Genomic DNA, 15,217 nt, shown 5'->3' with positions numbered 1-15,217 from the left:
TTCGGGAATTATTTGGTGAATATAAAGGTCTTATCAATATTCCCTCTCGTATTTAATGTTTTGTACATTGGCCTGCACGGGGCGCGATGTCATTTTCGGAGTTGTTAAGTGAAATCAGTTATTAAAGTTTTTGCGTTTGCACTGGCCCTAGTAAGTGCAGTTGGCCATGCAGCCGATGAAGCGGCAATTAAAAATAAGCTGTCTAGCATGTTAGATTTGAGTGTTGAGACAATGGGGGATTCTCCAATACCAGGATTAGTCCAGGTGTCTACCGACCGTGGTCTATTTTACGTAAGTGAGGATGCCAAGTATTTGGTGCAGGCTCGAATTTTCAATATTGATGAAGGCATGCGAAACGAAACAGAGCAGGCGTTATCTGCGTTGCGCGTTGAGAGTATGAAACCGTTTACCTCGTCTGCTATTACGTTTAAAGCGGCTAATGAAAAACATGTCATCAACGTGTTTACCGATATCACGTGTGGATACTGCCGGAAGTTTCATAATGAAATCGATGAGCTAAATAACCTTGGTATCACCGTTAATTATCTTGCTTTTCCTCGCTCTGGGCTTAATAGCCCAACCTACGGGGATATGGTGGCCGTATGGTGCGCTGAAAATCCTCAGCAAGCATTAACAGACGCTAAAGCCGGTGACAGAGTACCGTCTTCAACATGCGAAAATACCGTTGCTGAACAGTATCAATTGGGTCAAAAGTTAGGCGTCAATGGCACTCCTAATATCATATTGCCTGATGGAGAACTTATTCCTGGCTACCAGCCTGCTGCTGTTTTGTTACAGCGTTTAAATCAAGCAGGTTAACTGCCATGCAGCGCGCACTAGATGATGAGTGCGCGTTGCAAAACCTGTTAACGATAGTATTAAACCACTAATTTCTTGCCTTTCGCCCGCTGATCTCGGTTATCATTCATACCTATGAATTGACGATATTTGGTTTCAAATGATATTGCCTGTTGTTCGCCGTGAAGTTAACGGCACCGCTTTAACACCCGATTTACACCCCGTGATAGACCGCATTTATCGAGGCAGAAATATAAAGAGCGTCGATGAACTGGATATCGGTCTTAAAGGGTTAACGCATTTCAATGCACTGAAAGGTGCATTGCATGCAGCAGAGCTGCTTTCCACGCTCATTGAAAATGATAAAAAGCTTATCATTGTGGGTGATTTTGATGCCGATGGTGCCACGAGCATTGCCGTATGTATTCTTGCGTTGCGCATGCTTGGGTACACCAACGTGGACTACCTCGTGCCTAATCGCTTTGATTTTGGTTATGGGTTAAGTGTTCCCATCGTCGATATTGCAAAACAGCAAAACGCCGACCTAATCATGACCGTGGATAATGGTATTTCATGCATTGATGGCGTGGCACACGCTAAATCGTTGGGTATTCAGGTTGTTGTCACCGATCACCACCTTCCCGGCGAGGAAACCCCCGATGCTGATGCCATCGTTAATCCTAATCAACATGGCTGTACGTTCCCCTCAAAAAATTTAGCCGGTGTAGGCGTGGCGTTTTACATTATGCTTGCCTTAAAGTCTGTTCTTCAGCAAAAGGGCTACTTCACCAGTAAGGGGATTGCGCCTCCCAACCTCGCAAGCTTACTTGATATTGTGGCCGTGGGAACGGTGGCAGATGTGGTTGTGCTAGATAAAAATAATCGAATTCTAGTGCATCAGGGGCTGCAGCGTATTCGAGCAGGCAAATGTAGACCAGGTATTAAGGCACTGGTCGACGTTGCAAATAGAGAATGCGGACACTTAACCTCAACCGATTTAGGTTTTGTTGTTGGCCCACGCTTAAACGCTGCCGGCAGATTGGACGATATGTCGCAAGGTATTGCCTGTTTGTTGGAAGATGAACCTATTCAAGCGCGAATGATTGCAGCAGAGTTGGATGCGCTGAATAGAGAACGTCGCGAGATAGAAACGGGAATGAAAGCGCAAGCCGAACAAGTACTCGAAAAGATGGCACTTAATGAAGGGGATATTCCATCGGCACTGGTGGTTTATCAAAAAGACTTTCATCAGGGCGTTATTGGTATCGTTGCTGGCCGGTTAAAGGAGAAATACCTTAAACCCGTGATCGCATTTGCCCATCAAGATGATGACATTATCAAAGGGTCGGCACGTTCCATTCCCGGGGTACACATTCGTGATGTACTTGAAGAGGTCAATACGCGTTACCCTGATATTATTGACAAGTTTGGTGGTCACGCCATGGCCGCGGGATTGAGCCTACCTGTAGAAAAGCTATCGGCTTTTGAAAGCGCGTTTATCGAGGTGACGCAGGTACATCTGCAAAAGCTTGATGGTAATCATTCAATCCTATCCGACGGCACATTAACTGCAGAAGAGTTAACGCTTGATTTTGCACGCCTGCTAAAAATGGCGGGCCCGTTTGGCCAAGGTTTTGAGTCGCCATTGTTCGATGGCGAATTTGACGTGGTAAACCAGCGATTAGTGGGCGAGAAGCATTTAAAGTTAGTGTTACGCGCACCAACGGTGGGCGAAGTCGATGCTATTGCTTTTAACGTTGACCTTGCACAGTGGCCGAATGCGTCGCATCGACGGGTTCAGTTGGCCTATCGATTAGATGTAAACGTATTTAGAGGTAACGAAACGGTTCAGTTATTGGTTGAGCAAATAACGCCAGCGTAACAGAATACCGTCGTTAGAAAACACACGACAGACGCAGTGATGATATGAAATCTGAAAGCGAGAAGCTGGTTCAAAAACACGGGCAGTTAACTCAATCTGATAATATGAAGGTGACTTCTCATGTACAACGTGACGAAGGAGAGTGGGTACGCAATACGATAATGATAGAAAATGTTGATGTCCCTTTTATATATCGCCGTAAACAGCAATATCAAAGTTTAAAAGGGGCGCGCGTTAACATCACCTATTATCCCAATGTAGAGAGTGTCGCTGGCATGGAGTTTGAAACCATGAAGGTGGTGCGTCTAAAGCGCAGTTAACATGATGATGATGCAATGAATGACGAGTGGTTGACGGCGTTTGTCTTACACCGGAGGCCGTATAGAGAGACAAGCTATATTGTCGACTTTTTCTCATTAGAAGAAGGGCGGGTGAGTGCTGTAGCAAAAGGCGTGAAAAACAGTAAATCGGATAAGAAAAGTTTATTGCAGCCCTTTCAGGCTTTGCGTTTGCAGTTGGCGGGTAAGTCTGATTTAAAAAACTTACAGCACGTTGAAAGTACCGCAGCCTCACTTATCTTTCCGGGTAAAGCACTTTTTTGTGCGATGTACGTGAACGAACTAGTGAACCGAATTATGCCTTCTGGCTTGGCAAGTGACGGGCTGTTTCATGCCTACACTACTGCGCTAAGTGCCTTATCTACATCATCGGACTTTGAGTTGACGTTGCGTGAGTTTGAGTTTTCTCTGCTTGAAGAAATGGGGCTGCTACCCGATTTCACATTTGACTTGCAAAACGATAAACCTATTGTTGAAAGCAAGACATACTACTTGCATCCTGAACTAGGGTTTTACGCTGCACCAGATGGCAGACCAGCTAGGGCTTTTCCCGGCGCTACGTTGCTTAACTTAGCAAACGGTGAATTCGATGATATGGGAAAAAAAGTGGCGAAGGTCCTTTGCCGTGATTTACTCAAGCCATTAATAGGCGACAAACCGCTGAAAAGTAGAGAGTTGTTTTCAGTAAGAAAGCGTTAACAGGGTGCGCGTCGTCGGGGTGTTTTTACGTTAAAACGTCATGAACTTTCACAATGAAGTAATGCGCTTTTACGGTTGTTTTTGTTACACTAATCTGACGCAAGGTGCGCTGTTCATTACGTCGCACCGTAATACATTTAAATCATATTTAATCAAGGTAAAAACGCTAAGCGCGACAAGAGCGAGCTGTACGCCAGAATGAAACTTAAAGGCGTGATGTTTCGTACAGTGTTAACGTGTATTGAAACATGGTTTATAAAAAAACAACGGCTTTTAGGTATCCTGCACGGTTACGTTGATTGAAAGCCCCGTTACCGCGAAGGTAACTATTCGCTCATCATTTTTACGTTAGTTATAACACAGGCACACATTCATGCATTCGATTCTTCTAGGTGTAAACATTGATCATATTGCCACCCTTCGCAATGCGCGAGGGACACACTATCCCGACCCGGTTCATGCGGCTGATGTTGCCGAACGTGCTGGCGCCGATGGCATCACTGTTCATTTGCGCGAAGACAGACGTCATATAAAAGATCGTGACGTACGATTGTTAGCACAAACCATCAATACCCGCCTTAATTTTGAAATGGCGGTTACCGACGAAATGGTCACGATTGCAGAAGAAATTAACCCTGCGTTTTGCTGCCTTGTCCCTGAAAAAAGAGAGGAGCTTACTACCGAAGGCGGATTAGATGTAGCGGGAAATCTTGCTCATGTAAAAGCGGCGTGCGAGCGCCTTGCTAATGCAAATATTCAAGTGTCATTATTTATCGATGCTGATAAATCTCAAATTGACGCAGCGGTAGAGTGCGGTGCGCCTTACATTGAAATTCATACTGGTCAATATGCAGAGGCAACCACCGAAGCGGCGCAACAAGAAGAGTTGGCCCGGTTAATTGAAGGTATTGAATACGCAGACCGCCAAGGGTTAAAAGTGAACGCTGGCCATGGTCTGCATTATCATAACGTTAAACCTATTGCTGCTATTCCTCAGCTCATCGAGTTAAACATTGGCCACGCTATTATTGCAAGGGCAGCATTTGATGGGCTGCATACCGCTGTAGCCGACATGCGTAAACTAATGTTAGAAGCCCGTGCGGGTTTATAGCACAACTCCATTCTAAGAGGGCAGCCGGTGGCCATTGCAGGTTTAGGTACCGATATCATTGAAATTGCGCGTTTAGGAAAAGACGACACGGTCACGAATCGACTTGCCCGTCGCATACTAACCGAATACGAATACGGTAGATATCAGAATAGCAACACAAAGCTGGCTTACCTTGCAAAACGCTTTGCTGCGAAAGAAGCGACAGTAAAAGCGTTTGGTACGGGTATAGGTAACGGAGTAAGTTGGCAACATATTGAAGTGCGCAACAACGAAGCGGGGGCGCCGTTTCTTACGTTATCCGGCGAACTGGCGACGTTGTGTGAGAAAAGAGGGATAAAACAGACATTTCTGAGTATCTCTGATGAACAATCTTATGCCGTGGCAACGGTCATTCTAGAATCTTAATGTTACCGGAGTCATTTTTTGGTTAATTTTTATAAGCCGGGCAAAACGAAAAGCGTTATCAGCAAACGTGAAAACGGCAAGGTAAAGGCGAGGGCAAGCGCAAGCGCCATTCCGAAGCAGGCATCACTGACTATAGACAGCCTAGACTGGATGGGTAATGGTGTTGTTCGTGGCGAAATTATGTATTTCGTAGAGGGCGCGCTACCTGGCGAGGCATGTGACGTTAACGTCGTGAGTAGTAAAAAGCGGGTGGCAAATGCGACCACAACCAAACTTAATAGTACCTCCGAATACAGGGTTACTCCGTTTTGCTCGCTTGCTTCAACATGTGGTGGTTGCCAGTTACAGCATATTGAAGCAAACGCGGCTTTGTCACTTCGAGACGATGCGCTAAAAACAATGCTTATGCGTCAGCTTCACGTATCTGGCGATGTATGGGGGGCACCTTTATCGGGAAGCACGCCGGCCTATCGACGAAAGGCGCGCCTAGCTATTGATGCCAGAAATATGGATAACGTCAAGCTTGGCTTTCGAGAACATGCAGGTAAAAATGTTATTAACGCGCCTTCATGCCCAGTGCTCGTTCCTGCGCTTAACGCATTGCTCACTCCACTACAATCACTGTTTTCTGAATATGAATGTGCCCGTGCGATAGGCCATGTCACGCTTATAGCGGGCGATAATGTGGCACAGGTTAGCGTGAAACACACAAGGCCTCTGTCGCCCGAATTTGTGAGCGCCCTGGGTGAATTTGGTAGCAAGCATAGTATCAATGTTTGTTTGGAGAATAAGCAAGGGCGACTGTCTTATGTACATCGTATCGCTGAGCTCAAGGTGCATACACAAGGCGGCCTGACCTTATCACCTGCCCCCAATGACTTTATCCAGGTGAATGAAAGTGTCAACCAGCAAATGATTACACAAGCGCTTGCGTGGCTTGCGCCTAAAAAAGGTGAACGGGTTGCAGATTGGTTCAGTGGTTTGGGAAATTTCTCTTTGCCTATCGCCAGAACTGGTGCTGAGGTGCAGGCGGTAGAGGGTGTACCTGAAATGGTGCAACGTGCCGAACAAAATGCGCATGAACAGGGCATTAAAAACGTACAGTGGTTACATCTCGATTTAGCGAATGAGAAAGATGTACGTGGTGCACTTTCAAAAGGGTTTGATAAAGTACTGATAGACCCTTCAAGAGAAGGCGCATTGACGGTTTGTCATGCACTGGCAGAAGCAAAGCCACAGTCAATAGTGTACGTTTCTTGCAACCCAAGTACGTTTATAAGAGATGCTCGAGTGCTTCTTGAGCAACATTACGTGATTGAAAAAGCGGGAGCCGTTGAAATGTTCCCATTTACACAACACATGGAAATGATGGCGTTATTTACACGTAAAAAACAGTAACGAGTATTAAGTTATGGTGTCGACAAGAAAAGTACATGCCGCAGAGCGACCTCCCTTTGAAGTTTGGTTGGACAGCCTTGCCTTGTCTGATGAAACCAAAGATAAGCTAAGAAGCGTATCTTCTGAACCTGAAAAGCTGCTTGTTGGCCAAGAGATGGTGGAAATACTGTGCCAACTTAATATGGACGATGCTACGCTTCAAGCTGCACTGGTTTTCCCTTACTGTGAACAACACCACTTAGACGATGCAGCAATAACAGAAGCCTTCGGCAATGAAATTTGTGAGCTGGTTATTGGTGTGCGTAGAATGGACGCAATTAAAGTCTTGCACAGTCGCAAGGCAAGCGCACACGGCCTATCTGAAAAATCTGACGAGCAGCATATTGATAGCATTCGCAGAATGCTGTTGGCCATGGTCGAAGATGTACGAGCAGTCGTGATTAAGATGGCTGAGCGCATTTGTGCGCTTCAACAAGTTAAAAAAGCCGACGAAGAAACGCGAGTTATGGTCGCCAGAGAGTGTGCGAGTATTTACGCACCGCTCGCCAATAGACTGGGGATAGGCCAGCTTAAATGGGAGCTTGAAGATCTCGCGTTTAGGTATCTTCACCCAGACACCTACATGCGTATCGCCAAACAACTAGATGGTAAACGTAAAGAGCGAGCTGATTACATCGATGCCATCGTCGACGACTTACAGTCGGTAATGAACAACGAAAACATTCGAGCAGAAGTCTATGGTAGGCCTAAGCATATTTTCAGTATTTGGAAAAAAATGCAGAAAAAGCGCCTCACATTCGAACAGCTGTTCGACATTCGAGCCGTACGTATCATTGCTGAAAGGCTTCAAGATTGTTATGCCGCACTGGGAACGGTTCATGCGAATTATAAACACCTTCCTAATGAATTTGATGACTATATTGCCACGCCAAAACCAAACGGCTACCAATCTATACACACGGTCATTCTAGGACCTAAAGGCAAATCCGTCGAAATACAAATACGAACCCAGAAAATGCATCAAGATGCCGAGCTTGGCGTTGCGGCGCACTGGAAGTACAAAGAGGGAAGTTCGGGTAAGCAATCTGGTTTCGATGAACGAATAAATTGGCTGCGTCGCATTTTGGCGTGGCAAGAAGAAGTATCAGAGTCGGGTGATTTGGTTGAGGAGCTACGAAGCCAAGTATTCGACGATAGGGTGTACGTATTTACGCCGAAGGGGGATGTGATTGACCTTCCTCAAGGCGCTACGCCACTCGATTTTGCTTATTATATTCACAGTAATGTGGGCCATCGATGCATAGGTGCCAAGGTGAACGGACGTATCGTCCCATTTACGTATTTACTGCAAAGTGGCGATCAAATCGAGGTGCTTACCGGAAAGGCGCTTAATCCAAGCAGAGACTGGATGCATCCTGGTTTAGGCTATGTGCACTCATCACGTGCACGCGCAACCATTCACTCTTTCTTCAAAAAACAAGATAGAGACAAAAATCTCGCGGCGGGTAAAGAGTTACTAGAGCGAGAGTTACATCGCGCTCACCTTCCTGTGAAAGTGCCTTCAAGCGCGTGCGAGAAATTCAACCTCAATAATAACGATGACCTTTACACCGCTGTCGGTGCTGGCGATGTCAGAGTCATGCAGGTCATCAACTTTATTCATCATTTGCATGAGCCAGAGCAGCCTGAGCCTGAGATTAGCCCCAAAGTAAAAACACGTAAAACCGCCGGTGGTTCGGGGAAGAAAGATGCAGTTATTGTTCAAGGTGTTGGTCACTTAATGAGTCAGTTGGCCAATTGCTGCAAGCCTGTACCCGGTGAGCCCATAATGGGCTACATTACTCAGGGACGTGGTGTTAGCGTGCATAAGGAAGGGTGCGACCAGTTGTTGCATTTATTATCGCAGCATCCGGAGCGTCAAATTGAGGTAAATTGGTCTGAGTCACTAAAAGTTGGGTTTGAAACTGGCGTGGATATCTATTGCCACGATAGAACGGGGCTTTTACGCGACATCACCACGGTACTTGCGAATGAAAATGTTCCTCTGCTTGGTGTTAACAGCTTAAGTGATAAAAACAGGCAAACCGCGCTTATCACCATTTCAATTGAAGTTTTAGATTTAGATACGCTATCAAAAGTATTATCAAGACTTCGGCAGTTAAAAGGGGTGACTGATGCCAGAAGAAAACAGTTCTAAAGAAACAGAGCTGAACCGATTGTTAGGCATAATGGCACGGTTACGTGACCCCGACACCGGGTGCCCATGGGACTTAAAACAAACCATGAAAAGCCTCACGCGCTATACGATAGAGGAAGCGTATGAAGTGGTCGATGCCATTGAGAATGGAAGCACCGATGACATAAAGGAAGAATTAGGCGATTTACTTTTTCATATCGTGTTTTACTCACACATTGCCAAAGAGGCAAACGTGTTTACGTTCGACGAGGTTGCAAAAGAGGTTGGTGATAAACTAATTCGGCGCCACCCCCATGTGTTTGGCACGAGTAAGGTGACATTGAGTGATGAAGCACTTAATACACAATGGGACAAGATTAAGGCGGCTGAAAAAAGGAATAGCTCACCAAATGTTGACGCGCCAAGCTTGTTAAACTCTGTGCCAACCGGTATGCCAGCACTTATGTATGCTCAGAAAATACAAAAAGCATGTGCGAAGGTGGGGTTTGATTGGCCAGAGGTTGGCCCGGTGCTTGATAAAGTACGTGAAGAAGTGGAAGAAATTCAGCAAGAGCTTGATGCAGATGAGCGCCAGCAGCAGCTTATCGAAGCGGAGATTGGCGACGCACTCTTTGCAATGGTAAATGTAGCGCGCCATTGCAATGTTGATGCTGACACCGCGCTTCGGCGAGCAAGCACTAAATTCGCTACTCGTTTCAAAGGAGTCGAAGCTCGGGCTAAACAGCAAGCTGCTGATTTATCCTCGTTATCGTTAGAACAGATGGAAGCGCTTTGGCAACAAGTAAAGCAAAACGAACGATAACATCGATACATCGCCTATTAGTTAACGATTTCGGCCTAACCGTTCATGACTAGAGACCCATTCGTCGGCAACAACAGCAGAGGCGAGTGATAAATCTCCACAAAGTACCGTTGCCGCAACAATTTCAGCGAATTTATTAACCTTACCTGTACCGTCGCATCCTAATACGCGTAAACACTCTGCTTGTGTGCCAAGCCCAGTGCCGCCTCCGTAGGTGGCGACAATAAGTGACGGGATCGTAACAGAAAAATAATAGTCACCGTTTGGCGTGATTTCGGCATAAGTAAACCCTGCTGAGGATTCTGCAACATTGGCGACATCTTGCCCGCAAGCGATAAATAATGCAGTAATACCATTGGCGAAATGCGCGCCATTACTCACACTTCCTGCCAACATCGCTCCCATATTGGAATACTGTCGTTGTTTAAACAATGCTTCGGGAGTGCAATGCATCACGTCGGTTACGAGTGCCTTGGGAAGTGTTACCTCAGCGACAACACGCTTACCGCGGGTATGCAATGTATTTAAGTGGGAGTGCTTTTTATCCGTATCCAGGTTTGCAGAAAGTACAAAATGCTCAATGGGGGAGGGGTAATTCGCGATGATCCATTCACAGCCAGCCTTGGTTGCTTTGCTCACCATGTTTTGCCCGGCGGCGTCACCGCACGTAAAGTTGAATCGTAACCAACGAAGCTTAGACACCGCATATTGTTCTATATCTCGCAGTTTACCAATCTGTGTACTTGCTTCGCATGCCTGTTTGATTAACCCAAAGTTCGCTTTTACCCATTGGCCAAAGGCAAGTGCTTCACGGGCGTTTGAAAATGAAAACATGGGGGCGCGCTGCATTGCATCGTCGATAACCGTGGTTGTTACGCCGCCAGCCTCACGGGTGAGGCGCATTCCTCTACTATAGCTTGCTATAAGCGTGCCTTCAGTTGTGGCCATAGGAACGTAAAAATCGCCCTGTGCCTGCTCACCTTGCACTGTCATAGGGCCTGCAAAACCAATAGGAACCTGCGCTACGCCAGTAAAATTTTCTATGTTTCCGGCTACCGATTCTGGTGGTAGAGAAAAGTGGGAAAGGTGAGGAAGCGAGGTGTTCGTTTCCTTTTCAATAAACTGGCGCCTGTTGTTAACCATGTCCGCTGAATAATCGTTGGATGCCGAACGGGGTATCTTCTTCATGTTTTTCTCCTACCGTTCTCATCATAGTAGGTTTGAAAGACCACGATTGGAAATATATTGGGGTGATGTAATGATATTAGTCAAAGTCATAGAAAATAATGCGCAAGGCTTTTTGTTTTTCAGCGCGTTTACGATAGTGCGATTACCGTACCACACGTAATAATTACTAGCATCATAGGCGATGGGTGAAATTCGTACGCTTTTTTTTGCAATTAGGGGTTCGCATTTTGCTCAAAACCTGTATAATTCGCGCCCTGCCCAGTTACGCCCACCTTTGGGAAGGTGGAAGAATCGGCCGGCTCGAAGGGGTCTTTGTGTTGATTTTATGGTGATTTCTGGTGTTCAGAAATCAGTAACGACGATATTATTCGGGTGATATTTAAATGAAAACTTTTGTTGCTAAGCCAGAAACGGTAGAACGTGACTGGTACGTGGTAGACGCCACAGACAAAACACTAGGCCGTTTGGCTTCTGAAATTGCATTGCGCCTTCGTGGTAAGCACAAGCCAGAGTACACACCTCACGTGGACACTGGTGACTACATCGTAGTTATCAATGCAGAAAAAATTACGGTTACTGGCCGTAAAGCGCAAGGTAAGATGTACTATGCGCACAGTGGCTATCCAGGTGGTCTTAAAACGACAAACTTTGAAAAATTAATTGCTCACAAGCCAGAAATGGTTCTTGAAAAAGCAGTTAAGGGAATGCTGCCTAAGGGTCCTCTTGGACGCGCAATGTTCCGTAAAATGAAAGTTTATGCAGGTGCAGAGCACAAGCATACCGCACAGCAACCACAAGTCTTGGACATCTAAGGAGCAACTGACATGGCAGATACTCAATACTACGGCACTGGCCGCCGCAAAAGTTCTACTGCTCGTGTGTTCCTGCGTCCAGGCACAGGTAGCATTAAAGTAAACCAACGTGCTCTTGACGAGTACTTTGGTCGTGAAACAGAGTGCATGGTTGTTCGTCAGCCACTTGAACTTGTAGAAATGTTAGAAAAGTTTGACCTATACATCACTGTTAAAGGTGGTGGTTCTAACGGTCAAGCTGGTGCAATTCGTCACGGCATCACTCGTGCTCTTATGGAGTACGATGAAGCGCTACGTCCTGCACTACGTAAGGCTGGCTTCGTTACTCGTGACGCTCGTCAAGTTGAACGTAAGAAAGTGGGTCTACACAAAGCGCGTAAGCGTCCACAGTTCTCAAAGCGTTAATTTTACGTTTTATCCAAAAACCCGGTTTTTACCGGGTTTTTTTTGCCTTTGTTTTATGTACTTAAACCAGTTTGTCATCGCTAACTTACCAAAAACGTTAGTAAAATAACGACGTAGTGAAAGTAACAAAGGTTTAATTTCGTCGTGAGTAACGTGCATAATTCACCCAAATCCTTGATTTTAGACGCTTCCCTCACTATTCCTTATACAACGACTACAATTAAATTATTGCCTAAATACCAGTAAAACCTTGTGTTTATAAGGGCTTTTCTTTTATCATTTGCGGTCGAAAAAATTGAAAAACTTTTATGAATTCCTGTAACCGTGTAAAAACACGGTCGGGACTCTTCATGACAAGCCATTTGGTGCGACGATTCAAACGAAATAAGACCAGTATAAGTTTGAGTTGCCCACCATGATTATCCGAACCTGGAGAAATGTGGATGAGCAATGTATCTGTAGATGCAACAGAATCTGCACACAACGATAACCAGCCTGAAAACAATAATAGACGTCGGTTTTTGACCGTAGCTACGTCTGTAGTTGGTGGTGTGGGTGTTGTTGGCGCGGCAGTCCCTTTTATTGCGTCCTGGAATCCAAGCGCCAAGGCGAAAGCTGCGGGTGCTGATATCGAAGTTGATATCAGCGGGATTGAACCTGGACAGCTAGTGCGTGTTATGTGGCGAAGCAAGCCTGTATGGATTGTACGTCGCACACCTGAAATTCTTGAAGAGTTGGGTGGGCACGAAGATCAGCTTAAAGATCCAAATTCTGAAGCAGAGCAACAACCAACGTTTGCACAGAACCGTTTCCGCTCTATGAAAGAAGAGTACCTTATCTTAGTAGGTATCTGTACTCACCTAGGGTGTTCTCCACAGCATCTTAAAGACGGCGCGTTTGAAGAGTACGTTGAAGGCGTTCCTGATGGGTTCTTCTGTCCGTGTCATGGTTCGAAGTTTGATATGGCAGGTCGTGTTTTCGAAAACGTTCCTGCACCATTGAATCTCGTTGTGCCGCCTTATCAGTTTGTTGATGACACTACGATTATCATCGGCTCAGAAGCGGAGGTAGCGTAACATGAATGGGTTTTTAGGTTGGATTGAAGAACGTATTCCATTGATGCGCGTTGCAAACATGCACGCCATTCAATATCCAGCGCCTCGAAACATGAACTTCTGGTATGTGTTCGGTTTCTTGGCAACAATTGTTTTAGTTAACCAAATTGTTACTGGTATTTGGCTAACGATGAATTTTGTACCCACCTCTGAAGGTGCTTTCGCGTCTGTTGAATACATCATGCGTGAAATCGATTACGGTTGGGTAATCCGTTATATGCACAGTACTGGCGCGTCAGCGTTCTTTATTGTGGTTTATATGCATATGTTCCGCGGTATGATTTACGGTTCTTATCAGAAGCCTCGCGAGCTTCTGTGGGTGTTCGGTATGTTTATCTACCTAGCACTTATGGCTGAAGCCTTTATGGGTTATGTTCTTCCATGGGGACAAATGTCTTACTGGGGGGCACAGGTAATCGTATCGCTGTTTAGTGCGATTCCGGTTATCGGGCCTGACCTGGTTATCTGGATCCAAGGTGACTATGTTATCTCAGGCGCTACGCTAAGCCGTTTCTTTGCATTACACGTTATTGCACTTCCACTTGTGATTGTTATTCTTGTGTTCCTACACATTATTGCACTACACGAAGTGGGGTCGAACAACCCAGATGGTGTGGCGATCAAACACAAGAAAGGTTCATTACCTGAGTCTGAGAAGACCAAGTATGAAATCCATGAATACTACACAAGCAAGTACGACATTGCTGACGACGTATTGCCATTCTTCCCACACATTGTGTTGAAAGATTTGGTGGCGTTCTGTATTTTCCTTGCAGCGTTCACGTATATCATGTTCTTCGCGCCAGAAATGGGCGGTAAATTCCTAGAGCATCCAAACTTTGAAATTGCTAACCCATTGAAAACGCCTGAGCACATATTCCCTGTGTGGTATTTCACGCCTTTCTATGCAATTTTGAAAGCTGTACCTGATAAGTTGTTCGGTGTATTAGCCATGTTTGGTGCTATCGCTGCTTTGTTCGCCCTTCCTTGGGTTGATAGAGGTCGTGTTAAGTCATGGCGTTACCGCTGTGGTCTTCATAAAGTGAACCTAATTGTATTTGCAATTGTGTTTATCTTCTTAGGCTACCTAGGTGGTACACCACAAGAAAACTGGAAAATCATTGCATCGCAGGTTGCGACGGTAATGTACTTTGGCTTCTTTGTTGCGTTGTTCTTGTACAGCAAAAACGAAAATACTAAACCTGTACCAGAGAGGATCCCTAAATGAAAAAATTGATGTGCTTTTTAGCATTCTTCCTACCTGGCGTTGCATTAGCAGCAGGTGGAAACGTGCACTTAGACAAGGCACCTATCGACCTATCAGATAAGGCGTCTTTGCAACGCGGTGCGCAATTGTTCATGAACTATTGCCTAGGCTGTCACTCAATGAAGTATCAGCGCTACCAGCGTTCTTTCCAAGATTTAGGCATTCCTGATGAACTAGGACAAGAGTATTTGCAGTTTACGGGTGAAAAGGTCACTGATTATATCACTCGTGCAATGCCTGAAGACGCCGCTGCGGTTTGGTTTGGTGCTGCGCCACCAGACCTTACGCTTGTTTCTCGTGTTCGTGGTGAAGACTGGATTTATACGTATCTTCGTTCTTTCTACGCTGACGAAAGTCGCCCATTTGGTGTGAATAACACTGTGTTCCCAGAAGTGGGTATGCCTCATGTTCTTCAACCACTACAGGGTACTCCTACCCGTACGTACGAAGAGCAAATGGTCGACGGCGAAATGGTTAAGCGTTATGTAGGGTTAAAGTCGGATGGCAAAGGTTCAATGTCGCCTGATGAGTACGACCGAGCAGTTGCCGATATCGTTAACTTCCTTGAGTATAGCGGTGAGCCATCGAAGCTAGAGTCGCACAAGATAGGTAAGTGGGTATTAATCTTTATTGCAGTACTATTTGTATTTGTGTACTTATTGAAGAAAGAATACTGGCGAGAAGTGCACTAATCGCACAGATTTATGTATAATGTCAAAGGGGGCGTCTCGCCCCCTTTTTTGATATTTGAAATTTGCCCATGTATAGGGCATTAACTTGTTTCTCGACGGAGGAAATTG

General features: G+C 45.6%; 15 protein-coding genes. 14 read left to right on the top strand and 1 reads right to left on the bottom strand.

Annotated elements, in window-relative coordinates:
- Window positions 1–108: 108 nt before the first annotated feature.
- The 9 genes from dsbC (at window position 109) to mazG (ending at window position 9,630) form a co-directional block, all read left to right on the top strand.
- The gene (gene dsbC / locus AC27EZ_RS02895; RefSeq protein ID WP_487133856.1) at window positions 109–819 is read left to right on the top strand and encodes a bifunctional protein-disulfide isomerase/oxidoreductase DsbC; all 711 of its coding nucleotides are present in this window, start codon (window positions 109–111) and stop codon (window positions 817–819) included.
- A 139-nt stretch (window positions 820–958) separates the two neighbouring features.
- On the top strand, window positions 959–2,680 hold the full coding sequence (gene recJ / locus AC27EZ_RS02890; protein ID WP_487133855.1) for a single-stranded-DNA-specific exonuclease RecJ: 1,722 nt from the start codon (window positions 959–961) through the stop codon (window positions 2,678–2,680).
- Window positions 2,681–2,724: 44 nt separating this feature from the next.
- Entirely contained in the window at window positions 2,725–3,000 is a 276-nt protein-coding gene (locus AC27EZ_RS02885) for a hypothetical protein (protein WP_487133854.1), read from the top strand.
- A 15-nt stretch (window positions 3,001–3,015) separates the two neighbouring features.
- Window positions 3,016–3,717 carry a DNA repair protein RecO gene (recO, locus tag AC27EZ_RS02880; RefSeq protein WP_487133853.1) on the top strand — a complete coding sequence of 234 codons (702 nt, stop codon included), beginning with the start codon at window positions 3,016–3,018 and terminating at the stop codon, window positions 3,715–3,717.
- A gap of 373 nt (window positions 3,718–4,090) precedes the next feature.
- Window positions 4,091–4,828 carry a pyridoxine 5'-phosphate synthase gene (gene pdxJ, locus AC27EZ_RS02875; RefSeq protein WP_487133852.1) on the top strand — a complete coding sequence of 246 codons (738 nt, stop codon included), beginning with the start codon at window positions 4,091–4,093 and terminating at the stop codon, window positions 4,826–4,828.
- Window positions 4,829–4,855: 27 nt separating this feature from the next.
- On the top strand, window positions 4,856–5,233 hold the full coding sequence (gene acpS / locus AC27EZ_RS02870; RefSeq protein ID WP_487133851.1) for a holo-ACP synthase: 378 nt from the start codon (window positions 4,856–4,858) through the stop codon (window positions 5,231–5,233).
- A gap of 18 nt (window positions 5,234–5,251) precedes the next feature.
- Window positions 5,252–6,631: a 23S rRNA (uracil(1939)-C(5))-methyltransferase RlmD gene (rlmD, locus tag AC27EZ_RS02865; protein WP_487133850.1), complete on the top strand. Its 1,380-nt coding sequence runs from the start codon at window positions 5,252–5,254 to the stop codon at window positions 6,629–6,631.
- A 13-nt stretch (window positions 6,632–6,644) separates the two neighbouring features.
- Window positions 6,645–8,828 (top strand): GTP diphosphokinase, encoded by a 2,184-nt coding sequence (relA, locus tag AC27EZ_RS02860; RefSeq protein WP_487133849.1) that lies wholly within the window; start codon window positions 6,645–6,647, stop codon window positions 8,826–8,828.
- Window positions 8,806–9,630, top strand: coding sequence for a nucleoside triphosphate pyrophosphohydrolase (gene mazG / locus AC27EZ_RS02855; RefSeq protein WP_487133848.1), 825 nt, complete (start codon window positions 8,806–8,808; stop codon window positions 9,628–9,630). The genes relA and mazG overlap by 23 nt, the downstream gene beginning before the upstream one ends.
- A gap of 21 nt (window positions 9,631–9,651) precedes the next feature.
- Here the strand turns inward: mazG and AC27EZ_RS02850 are convergent, their stop codons facing one another.
- Entirely contained in the window at window positions 9,652–10,818 is a 1,167-nt protein-coding gene (locus AC27EZ_RS02850) for a hydroxymethylglutaryl-CoA reductase (protein WP_487133847.1), read from the bottom strand.
- Window positions 10,819–11,201: 383 nt separating this feature from the next.
- Between AC27EZ_RS02850 and rplM the strand changes: the two genes are divergently transcribed.
- The 5 genes from rplM to AC27EZ_RS02825 all read left to right on the top strand — a co-directional run bounded on the left by rplM (window position 11,202) and on the right by AC27EZ_RS02825 (window position 15,109).
- Window positions 11,202–11,630, top strand: coding sequence for a 50S ribosomal protein L13 (gene rplM, locus AC27EZ_RS02845; protein ID WP_487133846.1), 429 nt, complete (start codon window positions 11,202–11,204; stop codon window positions 11,628–11,630).
- Between the two features lie 12 nt (window positions 11,631–11,642).
- Window positions 11,643–12,035: a 30S ribosomal protein S9 gene (gene rpsI / locus AC27EZ_RS02840; RefSeq protein ID WP_421133640.1), complete on the top strand. Its 393-nt coding sequence runs from the start codon at window positions 11,643–11,645 to the stop codon at window positions 12,033–12,035.
- Window positions 12,036–12,478: 443 nt separating this feature from the next.
- Window positions 12,479–13,111, top strand: coding sequence for a ubiquinol-cytochrome c reductase iron-sulfur subunit (gene petA, locus AC27EZ_RS02835; protein WP_487133845.1), 633 nt, complete (start codon window positions 12,479–12,481; stop codon window positions 13,109–13,111).
- Between the two features lies 1 nt (window position 13,112).
- Entirely contained in the window at window positions 13,113–14,378 is a 1,266-nt protein-coding gene (locus AC27EZ_RS02830) for a cytochrome b (protein ID WP_421133642.1), read from the top strand.
- Window positions 14,375–15,109, top strand: coding sequence for a cytochrome c1 (locus tag AC27EZ_RS02825; RefSeq protein WP_487133844.1), 735 nt, complete (start codon window positions 14,375–14,377; stop codon window positions 15,107–15,109). Before AC27EZ_RS02830 ends, AC27EZ_RS02825 begins: the two co-directional genes overlap by 4 nt.
- Window positions 15,110–15,217 lie beyond the last annotated feature (108 nt).

This window comes from Alteromonas sp. 4NH20-0056, from assembly GCF_057539655.1.
Note: the sequence above shows the minus strand (reverse complement) of the source record. Positions and strands in the feature narration are given on the sequence as shown.